22 protein-coding genes are annotated in these 20,696 nt (G+C 37.8%); 11 read left to right on the top strand and 11 right to left on the bottom strand.

The genetic code is table 11. The annotated features are described in order from the left end of the window. Positions 1-7 precede the first annotated feature (7 nt). Positions 8-217 (top strand): heavy-metal-associated domain-containing protein, encoded by a 210-nt coding sequence (locus LVD16_RS12410; RefSeq protein WP_233774265.1) that lies wholly within the window; start codon positions 8-10, stop codon positions 215-217. Positions 218-259: 42 nt separating this feature from the next. On the opposite strand, the gene LVD16_RS12405 is transcribed toward LVD16_RS12410, so the two are convergent. The 4 genes from LVD16_RS12405 to LVD16_RS12390 form a co-directional block, all read right to left on the bottom strand. Further along, positions 260-910 carry an SDR family oxidoreductase gene (locus LVD16_RS12405; RefSeq protein ID WP_233774264.1) on the bottom strand — a complete coding sequence of 217 codons (651 nt, stop codon included), beginning with the start codon at positions 908-910 and terminating at the stop codon, positions 260-262. A 252-nt stretch (positions 911-1,162) separates the two neighbouring features. After that, positions 1,163-1,564, bottom strand: coding sequence for an endonuclease domain-containing protein (locus LVD16_RS12400; protein WP_233774263.1), 402 nt, complete (start codon positions 1,562-1,564; stop codon positions 1,163-1,165). A gap of 335 nt (positions 1,565-1,899) precedes the next feature. Then, positions 1,900-2,310: a type II toxin-antitoxin system VapC family toxin gene (locus tag LVD16_RS12395; protein ID WP_233774262.1), complete on the bottom strand. Its 411-nt coding sequence runs from the start codon at positions 2,308-2,310 to the stop codon at positions 1,900-1,902. Further along, on the bottom strand, positions 2,291-2,539 hold the full coding sequence (locus LVD16_RS12390) for a YlcI/YnfO family protein (protein ID WP_233774261.1): 249 nt from the start codon (positions 2,537-2,539) through the stop codon (positions 2,291-2,293). The genes LVD16_RS12395 and LVD16_RS12390 overlap by 20 nt, the downstream gene beginning before the upstream one ends. Positions 2,540-2,732: 193 nt before the next feature. Between LVD16_RS12390 and LVD16_RS12385 the strand changes: the two genes are divergently transcribed. Beyond that, on the top strand, positions 2,733-3,224 hold the full coding sequence (locus LVD16_RS12385) for a hypothetical protein (protein WP_233774260.1): 492 nt from the start codon (positions 2,733-2,735) through the stop codon (positions 3,222-3,224). A gap of 19 nt (positions 3,225-3,243) precedes the next feature. Then, positions 3,244-4,131, top strand: a complete 888-nt coding sequence (locus LVD16_RS12380; protein ID WP_233774259.1) for a dienelactone hydrolase family protein — start codon at positions 3,244-3,246, stop codon at positions 4,129-4,131. Positions 4,132-4,190: 59 nt separating this feature from the next. On the opposite strand, the gene LVD16_RS12375 is transcribed toward LVD16_RS12380, so the two are convergent. After that, entirely contained in the window at positions 4,191-4,715 is a 525-nt protein-coding gene (locus tag LVD16_RS12375) for a lipocalin family protein (RefSeq protein ID WP_233774258.1), read from the bottom strand. 237 nt (positions 4,716-4,952) lie between these two features. Here LVD16_RS12375 and LVD16_RS12370 point away from each other — a divergent pair, with 237 nt between their 5' ends. Then, a complete protein-coding gene (locus LVD16_RS12370; RefSeq protein ID WP_233774257.1) occupies positions 4,953-5,291 on the top strand; it encodes a zinc ribbon domain-containing protein YjdM in 339 nt (112 codons plus the stop codon). Positions 5,292-5,296: 5 nt separating this feature from the next. Here LVD16_RS12370 and LVD16_RS12365 read toward each other — a convergent pair whose 3' ends face one another. Beyond that, positions 5,297-7,654, bottom strand: a complete 2,358-nt coding sequence (locus LVD16_RS12365) for a tetratricopeptide repeat protein (RefSeq protein WP_233774256.1) — start codon at positions 7,652-7,654, stop codon at positions 5,297-5,299. Positions 7,655-8,068: 414 nt separating this feature from the next. On the opposite strand from LVD16_RS12365, the gene LVD16_RS12360 reads away from it, so the two are divergent. Next, positions 8,069-9,265, top strand: a complete 1,197-nt coding sequence (locus LVD16_RS12360) for a GAF domain-containing sensor histidine kinase (protein WP_233774255.1) — start codon at positions 8,069-8,071, stop codon at positions 9,263-9,265. A gap of 34 nt (positions 9,266-9,299) precedes the next feature. Here LVD16_RS12360 and LVD16_RS12355 read toward each other — a convergent pair whose 3' ends face one another. Genes LVD16_RS12355 through LVD16_RS12345 form a run of 3 tightly spaced genes read right to left on the bottom strand, consistent with a single transcriptional unit; the run spans position 9,300 to position 13,499 of the window. Beyond that, complete coding sequence (locus LVD16_RS12355) at positions 9,300-11,498, bottom strand: PepSY domain-containing protein (protein ID WP_233774254.1); 2,199 nt, start codon at positions 11,496-11,498, stop codon at positions 9,300-9,302. Positions 11,499-11,527: 29 nt separating this feature from the next. Next, positions 11,528-12,013: a DUF2271 domain-containing protein gene (locus tag LVD16_RS12350; RefSeq protein ID WP_233774253.1), complete on the bottom strand. Its 486-nt coding sequence runs from the start codon at positions 12,011-12,013 to the stop codon at positions 11,528-11,530. A 4-nt stretch (positions 12,014-12,017) separates the two neighbouring features. Further along, on the bottom strand, positions 12,018-13,499 hold the full coding sequence (locus LVD16_RS12345) for an ankyrin repeat domain-containing protein (RefSeq protein WP_233774252.1): 1,482 nt from the start codon (positions 13,497-13,499) through the stop codon (positions 12,018-12,020). Positions 13,500-13,675: 176 nt separating this feature from the next. On the opposite strand from LVD16_RS12345, the gene LVD16_RS12340 reads away from it, so the two are divergent. The 5 genes from LVD16_RS12340 (at position 13,676) to LVD16_RS12320 (ending at position 18,246) form a co-directional block, all read left to right on the top strand. Continuing rightward, entirely contained in the window at positions 13,676-14,002 is a 327-nt protein-coding gene (locus LVD16_RS12340) for an ArsR/SmtB family transcription factor (protein WP_233774251.1), read from the top strand. Positions 14,003-14,051: 49 nt separating this feature from the next. Next, on the top strand, positions 14,052-14,933 hold the full coding sequence (locus LVD16_RS12335; RefSeq protein WP_233774250.1) for an arsenite methyltransferase: 882 nt from the start codon (positions 14,052-14,054) through the stop codon (positions 14,931-14,933). A 9-nt stretch (positions 14,934-14,942) separates the two neighbouring features. After that, the gene (locus LVD16_RS12330; protein WP_233774249.1) at positions 14,943-15,557 is read left to right on the top strand and encodes a low molecular weight phosphatase family protein; all 615 of its coding nucleotides are present in this window, start codon (positions 14,943-14,945) and stop codon (positions 15,555-15,557) included. Positions 15,558-15,649: 92 nt separating this feature from the next. Beyond that, positions 15,650-17,230 (top strand): tetratricopeptide repeat protein, encoded by a 1,581-nt coding sequence (locus LVD16_RS12325; protein ID WP_233774248.1) that lies wholly within the window; start codon positions 15,650-15,652, stop codon positions 17,228-17,230. 110 nt (positions 17,231-17,340) lie between these two features. Then, entirely contained in the window at positions 17,341-18,246 is a 906-nt protein-coding gene (locus LVD16_RS12320) for a VOC family protein (protein ID WP_233774247.1), read from the top strand. 67 nt (positions 18,247-18,313) lie between these two features. On the opposite strand, the gene LVD16_RS12315 is transcribed toward LVD16_RS12320, so the two are convergent. Both LVD16_RS12315 and LVD16_RS12310 read right to left on the bottom strand, forming a co-directional pair. After that, positions 18,314-19,351 carry a hypothetical protein gene (locus tag LVD16_RS12315; protein WP_233774246.1) on the bottom strand — a complete coding sequence of 346 codons (1,038 nt, stop codon included), beginning with the start codon at positions 19,349-19,351 and terminating at the stop codon, positions 18,314-18,316. A gap of 94 nt (positions 19,352-19,445) precedes the next feature. After that, a complete protein-coding gene (locus LVD16_RS12310) occupies positions 19,446-20,039 on the bottom strand; it encodes an HD domain-containing protein (protein ID WP_233774245.1) in 594 nt (197 codons plus the stop codon). Positions 20,040-20,132: 93 nt separating this feature from the next. On the opposite strand from LVD16_RS12310, the gene LVD16_RS12305 reads away from it, so the two are divergent. Further along, positions 20,133-20,696, top strand: a complete 564-nt coding sequence (locus LVD16_RS12305; protein ID WP_233774244.1) for a Crp/Fnr family transcriptional regulator — start codon at positions 20,133-20,135, stop codon at positions 20,694-20,696.

Raw genomic sequence — 20,696 nt, 5'->3', positions numbered from 1 at the left:
GACAGATATGGAAACCATGAAATTCAAAACCAATATAAACTGCGATGGATGTTTAAGCCGCGTCACCCCAAGTCTTAATCAAACCGAGGGCATTGACCACTGGGAAGTAGACCTGGATAACCCCGATAAAATATTAACTGTAGACAGCGCAAAAGCATCAGAAGCAGATGTGATGCAGGCTGTGAAGAAGGTAGGCTTTGAGATAGAGAGAGTATAAAAAAGAATAAGCCGATCTAATGATCGGCTTATTCTTTTTTATTTAAATACTGGCTACAGCATTCTTAATATCTGTATCTCCCTGATTGAACTCAATGATTTTGCCAATAGTGCTATCATTTAAAAGAGACTCATAAATTACGGTTGCCACGTCTTCACGAGGCACACTTTCCTTCGAAGCAGGTTCAACAGTGGTAATCTTTCCATTTCCCTCCTCATCAAGTAGTCTGCCGGGCCTTACAATAGTATAATCCAGCCCGATTGATTTTAAAGTCTTGTCTGCAAAGTGTTTGGCCACATAATATGGTTTTATGCCACTTTTCTCCCAAAAAGTTCTGTCATCAGTTCCTAATGCACTCACAATCACATATCTACTCACACCAGCTTGTTTGGCTGCTTCCATGGTTTTCACGGCTCCATCTAGATCAACCGTTAGTGTTTTATCCTGCCCTGTATTACCTCCAGATCCGGCACTGAAGACAACTGCATCCATACCCTTCATAGCCTCGGATAAAGGTTTTACTTCACCCTCCAGGCTTTCCAGCACAGTTTCTACGTTCAAATTGTTAAAATAATCTTTCTGCTCTTCCTTTCTTATCATAGCCACCGGAGTAAAATCCTCCCCGTCCTTCATCTTGCTCACCAAGATCTTCCCGATTTTACCGTTAGCTCCTATAATTAATACTTTTTTCATCTTCCTGTTTGTTTCAATTCAATTATTAATGTTTTAACATTTAAATAGAAGAAGGGTTTTTTAGAACATATGTCTAGTGAGCTTTGGTAAACATTCTTGATTAGTTACTTAATCAATTGAACTTGAATTATGGCTCAGCATATCGAAACAGAATAAAATTACTTCTGTACAGTGGACTGAATAGATTTTTGGGAAACCAATGGACAAAAACAGGTAGACGGCTTATGTGAGTCAGGATTCAATCCCTCCGTTCTACCCGACACCTCTCTTTTCAAAGGGAGGATCAGATAAGCGGTTGAAATTACGTTTGATTTCTTCTAATAGAGCATCAAGATGATCAAAAACTTCTTTGTTTTCGAAACGGATAACACGAATGTTATGACTATTGAGATATGCGGTGCGCTCTTTGTCATATTCATACCCACTTACAGTAAAGTGATCCGCGCCATCAAGCTCTATACAGAGTCTCTCAGAAGTGCAGTAAAAATCTAGGATGTAATTTCCCACACTATATTGCCTCCTAAATTTTCTTCCCTCTAGCTGTTTATTTTTCAGCACCTTCCACAAAGTAGCTTCTGCTGCCGTACCATTAGTTCTCAGGTTTTTTCTAAATTCCTTGAGCTCCGGTTTATTATACAGTTGCTCTTTTTTCATCTTAATCTAATTCTTATTCACTTGCCCCCAATTGATCCCATCCTTAAAAAGGAGGGGTGGCCGAAGGCCGGGGTGGATATAAAACACATCACGCCACTATTTTTCTTCTAACGCAACGACTTCATTTATTCGGTCAGGATGCATATGGCAAGTATACATTCGGGTGAAGCTGCAAAAGTGGTATTAATTAATTTTTTCAGTGACTTTACCACGGTCAATCAATCGAGAACCTTTTTCAATAGTTAAGATAAGGAACTTTCACGAAATATGTTTAGCCTGATTAGTTTAGAGTTGGGAGTGTTAGCACCAATAAGGCATAAGCTGTCTCACCAATATCACATAAAAACATTAGTCAAATACTTATTCCTAATATCCCGATAGATATAAAAATCACCGTCAATACTGGCGATCTCATTGAATCCGGTGCTCTCGGCTGTAACTACCAGTGAGGCATCTGCCAGATCCATGGGGACATCGTTAAACTTTTCAGTCAGTTCTATAATTCTGATTAGGTGCTCAGCTTCCAGAGAATAAACCTTCAATCCGCCTCTTTGTATCCATTGGAGAAATGCCTGTTGTACCTTTGTACTAAAATCGAGCATGTGAGATACTTCAGTGATCACTGGCCAGGTAGTCCATAGCTGTCCTTTGAATTCCTGAATGAAATGGAGTGCTTTGAAATGGTATTTATCGCTTTTGTTAAAAAGGCCAATTAATGGGCCAGCATCAATGAGTATGCTTCTCATTTAATTTTTGTTTTAGAGCCTTTTTATAATCCGAAGAAGCATTAGCATCACCATTTCCCTCCAGACCAAATAGATCTGCGCCTAGCTCATATGGAGTTTGATTCATTTCTTCTTTTTTGAAGTACTGAGCCAATGCTTCTTTCACTATGGATGATTTAGATAGATTTTTTTGCTGACTATATTGATTCAGCTTCTCTTCCAACTCCTTATTTACTCTAACATTGATCATAACCTTAAAAATTTGTATTACAAATGTATTACATAAATTTCGTTTTTCAAAACATACACCCGAATATTCCAGAGCTTAACCTTAGTTATGAAATAGTGGCATTCATCTTAACCTCCCATCAATTTTACCTTCCACAATTCCTTAGGCAATATTATCTTTCCAGCTCAATTAAACATTTGTGATTGCAATGAACATGAAAATGAGAATTTATCACCGCTATTTGGGGTTTTTCCTGGCGGGAATTATGGCTGTATATGCTATTAGCGGTATTGTTTTAATCTTCAGAGACAAAGATACTTTTAAGAAGGTAACTACTATTACCAAAGTACTTCCTGAAGACACTACCCTGGAAAATCTGGGTGAAGCATTAGGAATGAGAAGATTTAATGTAGAAAAAGTTGAAGGTGATACAGCCTACTTTAGAGATGGATCGTATAATCTAAAAAACCATACAGCCACTTATACCCAAAAAGAATTGCCTTTTGTACTTGAAAAAATGACTCATTTACATAAAGCGACCAGCAGTAGACCTTTAGCCTTTTTGAATATTTTCTTTGGCGTATCGTTATTCTTTTTTGTACTTTCTTCTTTCTGGATGTTCATGCCTAAAACCAGTGTTTTTAAGAAAGGAATGTACTTTACATTGGCAGGTTTAATAATGGCGCTATTACTCATATTTCTATAAGCAACTAATCCCCTAAACCATGAAAAAGATTGATAAGAATAGCATTGACCCGGAGGTATTCAAACTTTATGATGCCTACGCCCACAATAAAATGGAGCGACGTGAATTCATAGAGAAACTCTCTACTTATGCCGTAGGTGGACTTACAGTGGCATCTCTGATGAGTTTTATCATGCCGAATTATAGCGACAATATTGTAATCAAAGCAGATGACCCAGCACTGGAAACTGAAACTATCACTTATCAATCTCCAGATGGTGGCGGAGCTATAAAAGCCCAACTTTCCCGACCCAAAAATGCTAAAGGAAAGCTCCCGGGTATAGTGGTGGTACATGAAAATAGAGGGCTTAACCCACACATTGCAGATGTAGGCCGAAGAGCTGCCAAAGAGGGATTTATTACCATTTCTCCAGATGCACTTACACCACTGGGCGGCTATCCTGGTAATGATGATGATGGCCGAGCATTGCAAAGTAAACGTGATAAGAATGAGATGCTCAATGACTTCATAGCCGCATTCAATTATCTAAAAAATAATGATGAATGTAGTGGCAATGTCGGAGTTGTAGGCTTTTGTTTTGGCGGTTGGGTCAGCAATATGATGGCAGTAAAAGTTTCAGAGTTGAAAGCAGCTGTTCCATTTTATGGTGGTCAACCTCCTCTGGAAGAAGTACCAAACATTCAAGCACCCCTGCTGCTACATTTTGGGGAGCTGGATGAAAGAGTAAATGCAGGATGGCCTGATTATGAGAAGGCTTTGAAAGAGAATGACAAGGACTACGAAGCACATATCTACCCCAATGCCAATCACGGATTTCATAACGACACTACCCCACGGTATGATGATGAAGCGGCCAAGTTAGCCTGGGGCAGAACTATTGAGTTTTTTAAGAAGCATTTGAGCTGATCTTAAATAATTAAGAGCCCCACAAATATTTGTAGGGCTCCGTTATATCAAAAGTTTATTTATCTCTCTAATGTAAACTGTCCTACCAAATCAGAGGCACCACCACCACCAGTAGTAATATTAAGCTCCGTGGTAAAAACAAATTTATTGGCAGATTTTTCTAGGATCGTATATTCCTGTTCCTCACCATTTGAATCTGTTATAATTAGTTTATCACCCTCAATTTCCCAAGCACCTTCATTTGAGAAGCTATAACCTGAAAAATTCTGTTCATAAGACATCTCTCCAGTTATAGAACTGCTAACAGTATATTTCAGATTTATATTGTAATCACCATCAACAAAAATCTTGTTTGGACTTGAGGTAAATTCCACAGTGTAATCTAGATCGTATGCTTTACCATCATAAGTGGTAATAACTGTTATTCCAGACCCTGATGTTGTCGAGACTCCTGAGTAGCTTACATCCGTCATGTTCCATGTCCCTTCAATTTCACTATTTAACTGTAAATCTTCTTCATCATCTGAACAAGCTACAAATAGGCTTGCACACAAAAGCATTACGATTACTTTTTTAAAATTCATTTGTAAATTTTTATAAGGTAAAATAAAATGCGGCAAGATTTTTCAAATAATTTGACGCATAGAAACCCTGAATATAAAAAATGGCCAAAAGGTAATCCCATAATTTAAAATAAGATATATAAATTATAATTTTTACGAACTACACTTTGGCTAACATTGATTTTAATGCGCTTTCTAGTAGAATTCGCTTACAGTCCCAATAATTAATTTAAATTTGCGTCTTAAATCACAAAAGCAATGTCTGAAACACAAACTTGTCCTGAATGTAGTTCGCCTTACGGCTATTCTACCGGAGTATTAATGATGTGCCCAGAATGTGGCCATGAGTGGAACCCTGAAGATGTGGCTGCAGAGGCTGCTGGTCCTGTAGTAAAAGACGCCAACGGAAATACTCTGCAAGATGGTGATGACGTAGTGATAGCTAAGGACTTACCTGTAAAGGGCGCCCCAAAACCTATCAAAGCTGGTACTAAAGTAAAAAACATCCGTCTGGTAGATGGAGATCATAATATAGACTGCAAAGTTGATGGTTTTGGTGCTATGGCACTAAAGTCTGAATTTGTAAAGAAGGCGTAATTTAATCAACCGCCTGACAAACAATAGTCATTCATAGTATCAGAGGCCTCGTCTAATCCCATTTCAGAGGCCTTTTTAAAATCTAAACACGCATCAAATTTCTCATTGATATGTTGTTTGGTAAGCCCTCTTAAGTAGTAAATACTAGCGTCATCCGGATAAAGATTAATGGAATGTGACAGATCCTCAATGGCTCCTACATAATCCATCTTTTCACTCTTAGCTCTGGCTCTATTATCGTAGTATACAGCCTCTTTTCCATTGATTGCAATGGCCTCGTTAAATGAGTTAATAGCCTCATTATAAAGTTCTTGATTATAATATTCTAACCCTATTAGATTATGGCCTTCTGCATAAGTAGAATCCATTTTAATAGCCTCGTTATAGGCTACTATGGCTTTCTTCGAATCCCCAATCTCTGAATAAGTCTGGCCCAGATTACTGAAATACATCAATTCCGGTTCATCAGATTTTGTAGCTTTTTGAAAATCTGCCACCGCACCTTCATAATTCTCTAGATTGTAATTACAGATACCTCTATAATTAAATAAGTCCCCTGGTGCATACAATTTTGCCCGTTCTGACTTATCAAAATTCATGATAGCACTGTCGTAATTCTCAAGATGATAATATGACATTGCCAGGTTGTAATAACCAAAAAATGTAGTGGAATCCAATTGAATCACCATTTTATAGTCGAGTAATGCAGAGTCATATTCATCAAAATTCAAGTAGCAATTAGCACGGTTTGAATAGAAGCTGGCATTTTCACCATCGAGCCTGATTGCTTCATTGATATCTACAATGGCCGCTTTAAAGTCTCCGAAGTGCATTTTAGCATACCCTAGATTATTTTTGGCCACAGCTAATACAGGGTCTATTTCTAACGCTCTGCTAAACTCGGCCACTGCTCCATAATAATCTTCCGTTTCTAGCAATGCCAGCCCTAGCTGATTGTGATAAGTCGCAATGTTATTATTGAGCTGAATAGCCTGTTTGTACAATGGTATGGCCTCTTTATAATTATCTTTATCAGCCAAAGCTTCTGCCTCATTAAAATAATCAATGGCATTTTTTCCAGATTTCACCAGCTTCGTGGCCTTATCACCCACCACCTTATCCTTTAAATTTTCAGGTATTTCAAACACCTCATTATCAATCTGTCTATTGAATTCAAATTGATCAAAAGTAGCATTGAGTATTGCCCGTTCTTCACCATAGAAATACTGTTGGTATTTTGTTGGAGCTGGGTAGTTATTAAATTCTTTGTAGTCTGCATACATATAGTATGAGCCTTCATCAAACTTTTTACTTATTAATAGGCTTTCTTTATTAAAATAACAGACAGAACTGCTACTATTCTTAACCTTGCGAAACACCACTCTATAAGCACTATCAATATCTATGAAAGAGTTTATGGATAACTCATTCCAGTCTTTGGTCAAATTAGGAAGAAACTGACCTAAGAAATCATAACCTTCTATACCTTTATCTGTAACATTCACTTTTTGATCAACAGGATTGTATTGCCATGTCATATTACCATTACTACCTGTTAAAAAGCTAGCCGCACCAAAATCCATTTTCATCAGCATCATATTAGGATTTTTAACCTTGAGATCTACTGGAAAAGAGATTTCACCCTGTGAGATCACTCCCTTGGCTATAAAATCATCTGGTAATGCTTCAAATTTGTATTTAGACTTAAAATCAGAAAGCAATTGGGTAAATAGCTGTTGGTTTTCATCCAGATGAGATTTGAGGAATTTCTTCATATCGAAATCTTCCGGCTTGTATTCAATTTTCTCTATAAGTACAGTGGTAGCTACAACTTTAGACCTTCCCTCCTGCTCCACAATAAACTTCAGATCCAGCCCTCCTTTCTTATCTTTTAATAACTCATACTCTTCATGATCTTTATGATTATAAAGCTCTGGATCAACCGCCACTTGATCGGAATAAAAAGAGGTCAGTACTGAGCCATCAGCAAATTTATGTTTCACTGACTGACATGTATATCCCATCACTACTTCAGTATCTTTCAACTTCTTCGAGCTAATGAGCTTACGACTTTCCAAGGCCTTTTTATCAGTATCAGGCTGTTTTTCACCATTCTTATACATCACTTTCTTGTACTTGGGCTCACTGCAATCTGTAATTACTACAAATCCCTGATCAAAAACGGATTTGGTTCTTCCCTCTACAATGTAGTAATCTTGAAATAGCGTTTCACGACCTTCCATCGCGGGCCGAACATTGCCATCTTTATCAAAATACTCGAATTTTAGCCTTAAATGATACTGAGCATTGGCACTTACGCAGGCCACTAAAGCCAAAGAAATGGATAAGATTATTGATTTCACGCCGTTGATTTTTAAAAAATGATAAAGCCTATTACAAGTAATTAGTGATCCCTCCTTGCTGTAGTCAACCTATGGTGGTTATTTTATATCAAAAAAATGCAAAAAGTTTAATTTTAATATTATTTCAATCACTATTGTAACCTTCAATTTTATTATTAACCCTTCTGTTCTATTTTTTCAAAGCACTCACATAAAAGCATATTATATTTTGAGCCAAAATCAATTTAATACATGGAGTATCATGCTCTAATTCCTTTTTTCATGAGCAATAAAAATCCGTTATATCTATAATGCTATTTCTTTGCTAATATTAGCCAAATTAGCCCTCCTCACAGCAATTTGGATGAAATTTGTATTTTGAAATCGCTACCATTTTGCATAAAATTGCAAGCTCGTTGGACTTTAATAATAAGGATGAATCTTGATAAGGAAAGGCTAAGGTTAGAGACTTTAAGAAATTATAATATACTGGATACGCTAAGTGAAAGTGATTATGATGATATCACTTTCCTGGCATCAGCTATTTGCGGTACACCAATTGCGCTTATCTCATTTGTAGATGAGCATAGACAATGGTTTAAATCTAAAAGAGGGTTAGATGCTCATGAAACACCAAGGGCTCATTCCTTCTGCTCGCATGCTATTAACCACCCTAATGATATCTTTATAATTGAAGACTCCAGGGAGGATGACCGATTTAAAGACAATCCTTTAGTTACAGGCAAACCTGATATAGTTTTTTATGCCGGCGTACCTCTGGTAGCCAATAACGGTCACGGTTTAGGTACTGTTTGCGTTATCGATACTAAGGTGAGGCAACTCACTGATGATCAGAAGAGTGCACTTAAAATGCTTTCTAAGAATGTGATGCACCTGCTTGAACTTAGGCAGTCTAATAAAGAGCTCAAGCTCTTAAAAACACACTTAGAGGCTAGAAATAAGGATCTGGAGAACTTTGCCATGGTGGTATCTCATGACATTAAATCGCCACTTACAAGCATTTTATTGAGTAACGAATTATTGGCTGATGGTCACAGCAAGAATTTACCAGAAGCCGCCAATGAACTTATCAATATCAGCAACACCTCTGCCAGGAAGATAAAATCTATGGTGGAAGGCATTTTACAGTATTATCAAAACGAAAATAATGTTGCTGAATATCATAAGATACAACTAGATCAGTTTTTTGATAATATCAAATCTATTGTCACCTCTGAAAAGGGCTTTGTTCTAGATGTAAGATGCCCTCATAAGGAGATCATTTTTAACCGAACCCAGCTGGAGCAAATATTTCTGAATTTACTCAATAACAGTATCCGCTATAACGACAAGGATCCAATAGTCATTGAAATCAGATGCTTTGAAGACGAAGAGTATTATAAATTTACCCTTAAGGACAATGGCATAGGCATTTCTAAAGACGACCAGGCCATTATATTTGACCTGTTCAAAACGGTATCTAAGAAGGATAGGTTTGGCGTAAAAGGTTCGGGCATTGGTTTGCCAACCGTAAGAAAGATAATAGAAAATGCGGGTGGCTATATCTCTATACAATCAGAATTGGGCCTGGGAACCACCTTTACTTTTACACTTGAAAAGAGAGATGCTTAGATAAATGCATGGGTTTTGAATCAGCAATTTCTTTTTAATAGCAATCCATTTTAAGCTGTCCTTTATTCTGGTAATAGCTTAGCTTTTTACCGTTGTGCGCCACACAAATGCGTTCCAGAACATTGGTGACCTCTCGCTGCATGGAAATAGAGCCACAGAGCATGATTATACCTCTGTCTTTAAGTGTTTGAGCTAATAGATGCGCATCTTTTTCCAACAAATGCTGTACATACACTTTTGCGCCACCTGATTTTGAATAGGCAGGAATGAAGCTTTGAAGCTTTTTATTAGCCAAAGCCTGATCCACAAACGGTCTGTAAATTTCATAAGAAGACTCATTTCTCGCACCCCAGTAGAGGTGCAAGTCACCCAAAAAACCATCATTGATCATTCCTAAATAGGGTGCAATGCCCGTTCCAGTGGCTACCATAATCACTTTCTTAGACTTTGCTGGAAGATGAAAATTCTTGTTTCTCACGAGGCTGCCTTCCAGAGTATCACCCACTTTAAGATTATTCAAATAATTAGAACAGACACCTAATTCATGTCTTTTTACACTTATAATAATATTGCCATTGATCAATGCAATGGAATATAATCTCTCACTCTCATTTGGAGGGTAAATACCTAACAGATCACCCGATTTAATCTTATTCGAAGGATTACTTAACTCGATAATAAACGTATCATCTAGACTATCTTCTGCCTTGGTTTTTGAGATAATTGTGAACCCCTGAACCTTTTTAGGCTTCAGATCAACAGGATTCTTGGCAGGCACTTGTAGGCTTAAGTTATCTACTTGTGATAATTGTCGAGCCCACTGGCGAAATGACTCCCAAGAACGATTATTGACTGTCTGCAATTCCATCTTTCTTTTACTCAGCGGGTGCATGCCCAACTCCAGATCCACCTCCTTCGCAAACTGACAAAAATCTGGATAAGCCAAGGAACCGAAACCTAAAACAGAAAAAGAAAAGGCCTTTTCAGATGTGCAGTCTTTAAATAGCTTTATAAAATTAGAAGCATTCACAGGCGCCTCTCCATGACCATAGGTGGAAGTAAGAACAATAAGATGCTCCATACTTTCAAACATCTCATATCGATTCATTTCTGTGATATAAGACGACTGGCCATTTTCTAACAGCTGTTGATGTAATTGCATAGCAAACGGAATGGTTGTGCCAGTCTCCGATCCAACCAGGATAATATACTTACAATCAGCCTTTTGTAGACTGTTTCTAATCTTTGAAGCTCTACGCTTGAAAGTCATCACAAAGCCTGAATATATGAAAAAGGGCAAGCTACAGGCTGATAACCCAAGGATCAAAGCCCACCAAATGTTACCTCGCCCCGTATGCAAGGTTAGGCTAAGTTCTGAAATGATATTCACGAACGGATATACCGTTTGATCCATAACCTCGCCTGTGTATTGATTAACTAAAAGCTCACTATCCTTAAGTTTGAGTACATAATAATCTTCTACATCAGGAGAAAATGGAAACTCAAGAACTCTCAATTCTCCCAGTTTCACATTATTAAAAGATTCAAATTGCTCAGGAGAAACTGCCGGCTCTTCACTGAGAGTTTCATAATTAATATCATATTGAGCCGCAGTAGATTCCGGTATTACTGAAAACCTCTGCAAGAATAAATATGTGCCTGTAAGGCTAGTAATAAGAATAGGAATTAAGACCAGCCGCCCTAAATACACATGGTAGTATTGATAGAAGTTTTCATTGATGATTTTGGAAAAGAAATGCTTTATTCCCTGCTGTCGCTTGATGATTAAAACCACTCCTGTAATGGCTATAAGGGACAAACAAAGAGCACTTAAGCCCATAAAAAAGCGTCCGAAACCTTTAAGAAAAAGAGAGCGGTGTAAGCTGGTTACGAACTCAAAAAGTGGCTGCTGATCCTCTACCACCTCCAACTGCTCGCCGGTGGTTGGGTTGATGTAGAAATCACTCATATTACCTTCCTTATCAACGGCTGAAACGGAAACCAATCCATTTTCATCCACCTTCAAGTTAAAGATTTCATCATAATGAGTCTGGATCTTTTCAAAGGCATCAGCCAGTAAAACCTGATCTGAACCATCTACTTTATAGTCTGAAAGCTGATATGAGACCGGTTCAAAGGCCAGAATAACACCTGTGATAGATGCTATGAGAATAAAAACAAAAGAAGATACAGCCAATATTAGATGACTGTACCTCCAAATAGAAATAATCATAATGACTCTAAAAATGAATTGTGCGGTAATTAACCTGGCATAATTCTGATGTATCTGATATAGCCATTACCTTCGAACTTACCTTGTATTCCTTCTTTGGTTAAAGGAATTTCAATATCCTGCTCATAGTATTTCTGCTCTTCTACAGCCGTTTCAAACCGAATTCGATATCCTGCATCTAACTTATCCTCATCTATATTCAAAACTAAAATCCTACGTTCTCCCCCTGCAATGCTTGCACTGCTGGTGCCGTCGATATCAGTATTACCCTCGAAAAAACTAAACCATGAAGTTAGATCAGGATACCAATCTTCATCTTTACCCATTACATGCAAAGTTTTCTCATATTCCCCAGCAGGGTTAATCAAAGAGACGGCCACATAAGCTGCTTCGCCCTCATAATTAACTAGTTGCACCATGCATTTATAAGAACTTTTACCAGACTCTGTATAAGACCAACTGGCCAGACATATGCTTAAGACCAGTAAACTAATACCTTTCAATACCTTCTTCATTGATTTATTTTAAAAACTGTAAGTCTATTTTATTCTCTTTCAAAACTTCATTCTCGCTAGCCAAATCATAAACAGATTCGTCAAAATCGGTTTTCACTTTTTTATTGGCTCCTTTAGAGACTAATAGTTTAAGGATATCAGCATCCGTAGCTTTCATTGCTGCAATTTGTAATGCAGTAGTCCCTTCATTATTGACTTGATTCACATCAATATTCATGGCCAAAACCTTTTCTACCAGTGAGAGGTCATTCTTCTCAACAGCCAGATGTAAAAGTGAATTACCTTTAGCCTGAGACCGAGCTGGGTCAAAGCCGTGTTTTTTTAGCAAACTCAACTTCGAGTCAAAGTCTTTTTTATTCTGTCCATTGAATGAGTTTACTAGATAATAGCCTAGCGTCTTACCTTCGGCATCCGTGAGTTTCACTTCTGCACCCTTATCGATCAGAAACTCTACCACCTCAATAGTATTACCTCTCACAGCGTTAGCAAGAGCAGTTTCCCCAGCCTTATTTTTGTGATTGATCTCTTTTATAGTTACCAACTTCACTATTTGCAAATCATTGCGGCTCGCGGCATTAATTAGTGCGGTATTACCATGGTTATCAACCTGATTAATATCTACTCCTTTATTAATGAAGTATTCGATTACTGATGCATCTTTAGACCTGGCAGCCAAAGCATGTAAAGGTGTAACCCCTTCCTCAGTAATTATATTCGGTGCTATTCCTTTAGATTCTAGATATTTAAACACATTAAGATCATTAGTTTTTCTTCTTGTGCCCTGACTTGCAGCTATAATAGCGTTAGCTCCTTTTTTACCGAGTGCCTTATAATCTACCCCTTTTTCAATGAGTATATCCATCATATCCTTGTTGCCAGTTTTGGCTGTGTAGAAAAAGACATTATTGCCATTTTCATCCTGATCCTGAAGGGATAAACCATGATCTATAAAATAATCAATCATCTGATCATCAGAAAGATGAGGGATGAGCAGCAACAAAGAATTTGCACCATCGTGATTTACATCCTTGATATTGGCTCCATTAGCCAGTAGGTAGTTATATATCCTCTCATCAGCTTGTCCGGTAGTAGCGGCAAATGTGATCACTGAGTAGCCATGGTCATCTACCATATTCACATCAACACCTCGCTCAACAAGATATTTCATTAGTTCTATGCTTCCGCCCATCGCAGCCCAATGCAGGTAATTTCTTCCATCATGAGTGAGTTCATTGATGTCCTGTGAATAGTTATCCAACATGTATATGACAGTCTCCGCAGGCAATTTGCTAAGCATCGCATACATAATACCGTTAAACTTGTGAGCATTAAAGGCAGCAGGATCATTGCCCTGCTCAATGATTTTCTTCACCTCATCTAAAGAAGGTGACTTTTCCCAATAACTTCTTTGCAGAAATATATTCTCCTGTCCGTATCCCAAAGAAACTGTAAGAAATAATAGACAGGTAGTAATTATTGATTTCATATTATCAGATTAAGGTTGATGGCTTATCAGCCCAATTTTGTTGGTTGATTTAATCATAGGAGGCAAATCTATATTATTGTTTTTATTTAGACTAATTTTAAATAATAAAATATTATCCAACCGTGAAACATCAATTCATTTAATATCGTAATATTGCGATATACAAATACTATTGAATGGGCGTTACTAAAACCAATTTATTCAAAGAAGATCAAAATGAGCTGGCCATAGCAGCCAAGGCATTTGCGCACCCTGCCAGGATTGCTATCATTCAGCATTTGATTAAAGCTAACGCCTGTATAAACGGAGATTTAGTCCAGGAGCTAGGGTTGGCTCAGGCCACAATTAGCCAGCATCTGAGAGAACTTAAGGACATTGGCATTATTCAAGGTACCATTGAAGGATCTCGGGTTAACTACTGTATACATCCGCAAAGATGGAAGCAGATTAAGGAACAATTCAACACTCTTTTCGACTCTTATCAGGGCGATTCTTGCTGTTGAAAAAAAATTTAAATATATTGATCGTAATATTGCAATAACAAAATAAGTTATGAAAACCGAAGAGCAATTAAAAAGCGAAGTAAAAGAAAAATACGCTCAAATCGCGGAGCAAAAAATTAGTGTTAATGCCGCCTCTTGCTGTGGGGCTACCCCTTCTTCATCGGAGGTTTATAATATCATGAATGACAATTATGACCAGACCGATGGCTATGTTGCTGATGCTGATCTCGGCTTGGGTTGCGGATTACCAACACAATTTGCTCAAATCCAACCTGGAGATGTGGTTATAGACCTGGGCTCTGGAGCTGGTAACGACTGCTTTGTGGCCCGTCATGAAACTGGTGCTGAAGGCAAAGTGATAGGTATAGATTTCACGCCTGCTATGATTAACAAGGCTCGAACTAACGCTGAAAAGCTAGGTTTTAACAACGTAGAATTTAGAGAAGGCGACATCGACGATATGCCTGTAAATGATAATGTGGCCGATGTAATTGTGAGTAACTGCGTACTGAACTTAGTACCCAATAAGCCTAAGGTTATTGGTGAAATTTTCAGAACTCTGAAGCCTGGCGGACATTTTAGTATTTCTGACATTGTACTTATTGGAGCCCTACCTCCTGCCCTACAAAATGATGCTGAAATGTACGCAGGTTGCGTTTCCGGAGCTATTCAAAAAGATGAGTATCTGCAATACATTGAAGAAGCTGGTTTTGTTAACCTAACTATTCAAAAAGAAAAGGCCATTTCAATTCCGAATGATATATTAGCAAAATATCTCAATGAGGATGAGATAAAACATTTCAATAATGGCGGCACAGGTATTTACAGTGTAACTGTTTATGCTGAAAAGCCAGGAAAAAGAGATAAACCAAAAGTAAAGTTAGGCGAAAGTGCAGAACCTTGTTGTGAACCAGGTTCGGGCTGCTGTTAATCAACCGATATGTCAAGTATTAAATTTTATCCAGAGCTCTCTCAAACTATTGAGAGAGCTTTGAAAACACAAATTTCAGATGAGCGCAAAGCAGTACTTCAGGAACTCATTAATTATATTTCCAAGAAGCTAAGCTCGAACGAAACTGCCCATCTCAATTTTATCTGTACTCATAATTCCAGACGTAGCCAGTTCTCCCAAATATGGGCTCAAACTGCCGCTGCTTACTTTGCCATTCCTGTGAAATGTTATTCTGGAGGCGTGGAAGTTACAGCCTTTAACGAACGTGCTGTAAAAGCCATAAAAGGAAACGGATTTAAAGTTTCTGCTTCAGGAGATGACAATCCATTATATCTGGTTTCATATAGTGATAATGCTCAGCCTATTAAAGCCTTCTCTAAGCTTTTTGATGATGCTGAAAATAATTGCGAGGCTTTTGCTGCTGTTATGACATGCTCTCATGCTGATGAAAACTGTCCATTTATTCCGGGTACTGAACAAAGAATTGCGGTAAGATATGAAGACCCAAAGTCTTATGACGATACGGCTGAAGAAGCCGATCAGTATGACTTTAAATCAATGGAAATAGCCGCGGAAATGCTCTACGTCTTTTCATTATTATAAAATATGTGTTTATTTTATAAATTTTCTACATTTATTTATACAAGTGTAGACTTTTTTTTCATTTCAGCTTATATTGAAGTTTTTAAACTTCGATGAGAAATTTTTTTATACTTTTTCAACTTATCTCGTTTTCTGTATTTGGGCAAGTTAACCTTGACAGTTTAAAGCAAACTTTTGAGGACAAGTCATTACCAGACAGTAGCCGCATAGCCGCTATTAATTTGCTAGCATGGGAAGGCTATCTATTTAGCGCCCCTGACAGTTCCATTTATTATGCTCAGTTACAATATGATTTTGCGAAATCCGTAGGATCTAAAAAGCAGATGGCCGTGGCCCTAAATACTCAGGGTACAGCTCTTTATATGTTAGGTCAATATGCTGAAGCTACTGAAAAGCTTTATGAAAGCCTTGAGCTCAAAGAAGAGATAAAGGACGTTAAAGGCATCGCAGCCACGTTAAATAACCTGGCCATGATTAATGATGAAAACAAAAATTATGGAAAAGCAATTGACAACTATCACCAGGCTATCAGATATGTAAAGGGCTCTCCAGATTATGAAAATAGTGCCGAATTAAAGAAAATCATCACTGCCTCCTATCACAATCTCGGAGTTTTAAACATTGGTCTAGAAAAGTATGATAAAGCTCTCGCCTACCTGGATTCTACGGTGGAACTAGCTATAGAGCAAGACTTTAAGAGAGAACGGGCTTACGCATATGCCAACATCGGCAGGGTTTACAGTGAAAAAAAAGATTTTAAAAAGTCTTTGATCTACTATCAGAAAGGGTTTGAAATCATAGAGGTAATAGATGATCATCGCGGTTTAGTGGATGCGTATAACAACTTCGGCTCAGCATATCTTGAGCTAAAAGACTATAAAAAGGCCATTTTCTATTGTCAGAAAGCGTTATCAACCTCTATAGATACTCATTTGATAAAAGGCACTGCTGACGCAGCAGAAATATTATATGAGAGCTATAAAGCCTTAAATCAGTCATCCAAGGCTCTGGAAATGCTGGAGCTTAATCGCAAGTATGAAGATAGCATTCAAAGCCTTGAAGATCAGGAATTAATATTGCAGCAGCAGTATAAATATGAATACGAGAAAAAATCAACAGCTGATAGTATAGCATTTGCCGCTAAAGAAGAAATTCAGAATCTTAAAATCTCCGAACAGCAATCACAGCTTAAAGCGGCTCAAATACAGACTGCTCTGCTCGGTGGCATTATTTTGTTATTCGCCGTGGTCCTCATCATATCCTACCGAAGTTACAAGCGCAAACTCAAAAACTCTGAGATTATAACTGAGCAAAAAAAGGAAGTAGAAGAGCAAAGAGATAAAATTAAAAGGCAAAATGATCTCCTCGAAGATAAGAATAAGGAGATAACCATTCTTAATAATAACCTGGAGAAGCTGGTGAAAGAAAGAACTGAAGAGCTGGAAAAGTCTCTAGAGCAGATATCCAGCTACCAGCATGATCTGGCCCATAATATTAGGGCGCCATTCGTTACTCTGGTAGGTCTTTTACAGCTGATCAAGCATGAAAAGTTTGATTCTAAGGATAACCAGGCCATTCTGGAAAGGCTGCAGCAGACCTCTGAAAAAATCTCAGTAGTACTTCAGGACATTTCCAGAGAGCTGAGCAAGTTTGAGAATAATATTGGTAGGTAATAGACCAGCGTAATCACCCCGCTAATGTGGCGCATTCGTACAACGCAACGAATGTATTAAATAAGGATTTTTGTCTAAATTGATTATCCACATGAATAATAGTCACTACCATGAAAGCTTTAAAACATCAAAAAATTATCCCTTTTTTATGGTTTAATGATCAAGCCGAAGAAGCCATAAACTTTTATACCTCAAATTTTAATAACTCTGAGATTAGCTCGCTCAAAAAATGGTCTGAGGAAAGCCCATTTCCTTCCGATAAAATTCAAACGGGTTCCTTTTTATTAGAAGGTCTTCGCTTTTATGCATTTGATGCGGGCCCTCAATTTACATTTAATTCATCTATCTCTTTTTTCGTGATATGCGAAACTGAGGGCGAAGTGGAAGAATTATGGAATAAATTCATAGATGGAGGAAAAGTAATGATGGCCTTAGACACCTACCCATGGAGTCAAAAATATGGCTGGTTAGAAGATAAATATGGTATTGGGTGGCAATTTATGCTTGCCGATGGCAGTACAGAAACTACTCAAAAAATAGTGCCTCTGCTTATGTTTAGTGGAGATAATCGTGGCAAAGCCCAAGAAGCCATTGAACTGTACATTTCCCTTTTCAATGATTCTGGCGTAGATATGATCGCCAAGTATGAAGAAGGTGAACCAGGCCCCACAGGAATGATAAAACATGCTTCGTTTAAACTGGAAGGAATTGAGTTCAGAATAATGGATAGTGGGGTGGATAATAACGTGCCCTTTAACGAAGCTATTTCCTTATTTGTAAAATGCGAAAACCAAACCGAAGTAGATCATTTTTGGAATAAACTTACTGCAGAGGGTAACGAAAGCCGCTGTGGCTGGCTAGAGGATAAATTTGGCGTGAGTTGGCAAATTATTCCTAATTTCTTAATGAACAAGATGATGAATGGAGAGCCTGCTAAAACAAAAAAAATGACTGTTGCTATGATGCAAATGAGCAAACTGGAAGTAGACGAGCTAGAAAAAGCATACAACCACTAATCAATAAAAAAGCATGATCAAAAGTAGAATAGCCTCAATAGCCACCTCTTTTGATCATGCCATTCCTCTATTTCACATCAAGAGTAATATCAACCTCTTTTTTATAAACAGTTTCATAGAAATAGAGCTGATCTAAAGGTGCATTCAAATGCAGGATAATATACAGATCACTCCATTTTTCCTCTGAATTGCTATTACCCAGAGCTTCACGTACTTTATTGAGAATCATGCCTTTAAAAGTGCTTTTATACTCTTCTAAAGTAAGGTTGGGCTTCTCTTGAAAGGCATTATAAATCTCTCTTGGCATAACGGATTTTGTGAAACTCATCTTCATAGGGCCGTCATCTTTAACACCCGTAGCTGCTTCAATTTCTTGCTTAGACATTTTCACCAGCTTCTCACCTTTTGCATTTACATGCTCATACCGAATGTCCAGAATATCTTCTTCAGGCTCTGAAAGCGGCTCTAATACTACCAGATTATGATGAATTTTTATCACCTTATATTTCACTCCTTCTGCGGTAAATTCTTTACCAACGTCGCCCTTAGTAACCAGCGTAGTTTTAAACTCATCTCCTACCTTACCTTTCAAAGTGATGCTACCTTTTAAAGACTCTTCCTCAGTAAGATCAGGCTTTACTTGATAAATTATACTGGCATATATGCCATCTCCCTGGCTCCTCACATCACTTCTTCTCCTGCTATTAAGAGAAACGTCTTCTCCAGTGGCCTTAGTTACACTTTCCTTGGCCAGGAAAAGCCTGAAAACCTCATCAAAATGGGGTTTTGAAGTAGCTACATCTGATCTAAAATTAAGGTAGGTTCCGTACTTACCGATGTTGGTTTCAAGCTGAGCATTTGCCTTTATTTGGTTAAGTACTTCTACATAGCTTTCTAAAGGTTCTAGCTTAGCTTTCCAGGGCGCATCATAGGCCTCACCTTTAAAATATAGCTTTTCTTCTTTGCCAAAAGAAGATCCAAGCTCATATGAAAGGTTGGCCAGCATGTCAAATGCTTTTTGCTCCTGCTCTGTTAATTCTTGAGAAAAAGTAGTCCCTCCTACGAGCATCAACAGAATAACGAATAATATTTTACTTCTAATCATAGTTGGCTTTTTATTAAAAATAAAAAATTATCCAAGAAATTCAATATTTTATCCCATAAGATCTATTCCATTGCCGTTTCCAGCCCGGCACTCTTCACTTTGACCTCAAAATGCCCTTTTCTGCACTTTCATTTACTATTTCCTGTGTGTAGTCCCACAAGGTAGACGATCCTTTTTCTATAACACAGATCTTATCGATAACCCTGGATAATTCTACGTCATATTCAGCCCAGGTGCCACCGTTATTGCTCACGTTTTGCATTACTGGCTCCAACCTATCCAGTGCCTTGGCAAACCTGGCTTCTTTGGTTTCTCCAGCCTCAAACTCTTGCCATACATCAATTAAATCTGTAGCTTGATCTTCTGGAAGCAAACCGAATATACGTTTGGCAGCAATCAGTTCCTCCTCGGTATTCACGTGGTTTTTGGTATTGTCATACAAAAAGGTATCTCCTGCATCTATCTCCACTATATCGTGGATAAGGACCATTTTCATTACCTTAAGCAAATCTACCTTTTCATCTGCATGCTCAGCCAGTACAATGGCCATCATAGCCAAATGCCAGCTATGTTCTGCGTCATTTTCATGCCTATCACTATTGAAAAGGCGCGTTTTACGCATGATATATTTTAGCTGATCTATCTGCTTTATAAATTCTATCTGTTTTAATAATCTTTCCGCTTGCATAAATCTCAATCGATTAATTGTTCAAATTCTATGTTACAAATAGACATTAAATTATTTTTACCAAAAAGGACATTTGTCCCACCCTATTAAAAAATGATCAGAAAAAATCAGGACCTACTCAATTACATCATAAAAACACCTGATAATCAGTTTATTAAAAAGGTTTTTAATAAAGGCGAGATCATTCTTGAGCAAAGAAAAAACGTACAGAATATCTTCATCATCAGTTCTGGTTTGGCCAAATGCTACCGATCTGAGGATAATGGCAAAGACTTTATTCAGGAGTTCTTCAGCACGGGTGAAATTTGCGGAGAGGTTGAAGTTTTTACTAATACCCTGAGCTTTTGTTCAATAGAGGCCATATCAGATATGGAGGTCTATAAAATTCGCCGCGATCAGTTTGATCAACTTTTACAAACAGATCAAACTTTTAACCGATTAATAATGACTGCACTGGCCAATAAAATCAGTTACAAATCTAAACGGCATGCTTACCAGTGGGCTCATGATGCAGAGAGTAACATCCTGAACATTCTGGAAGCTAATCCTGATTTATTAGAGATGATTTCTAAACAGGATTTTGCTAATTTTCTAGGCATAACCTTGAGAAGCCTGAACCGCATACTACATCAACTAAAAGAAGGAGGACTCTTATAA

Source organism: Fulvivirga ligni (assembly GCF_021389935.1).
GTDB lineage: Bacteria > Bacteroidota > Bacteroidia > Cytophagales > Cyclobacteriaceae > Fulvivirga > Fulvivirga ligni.
Note: the sequence above shows the minus strand (reverse complement) of the source record. Positions and strands in the feature narration are given on the sequence as shown.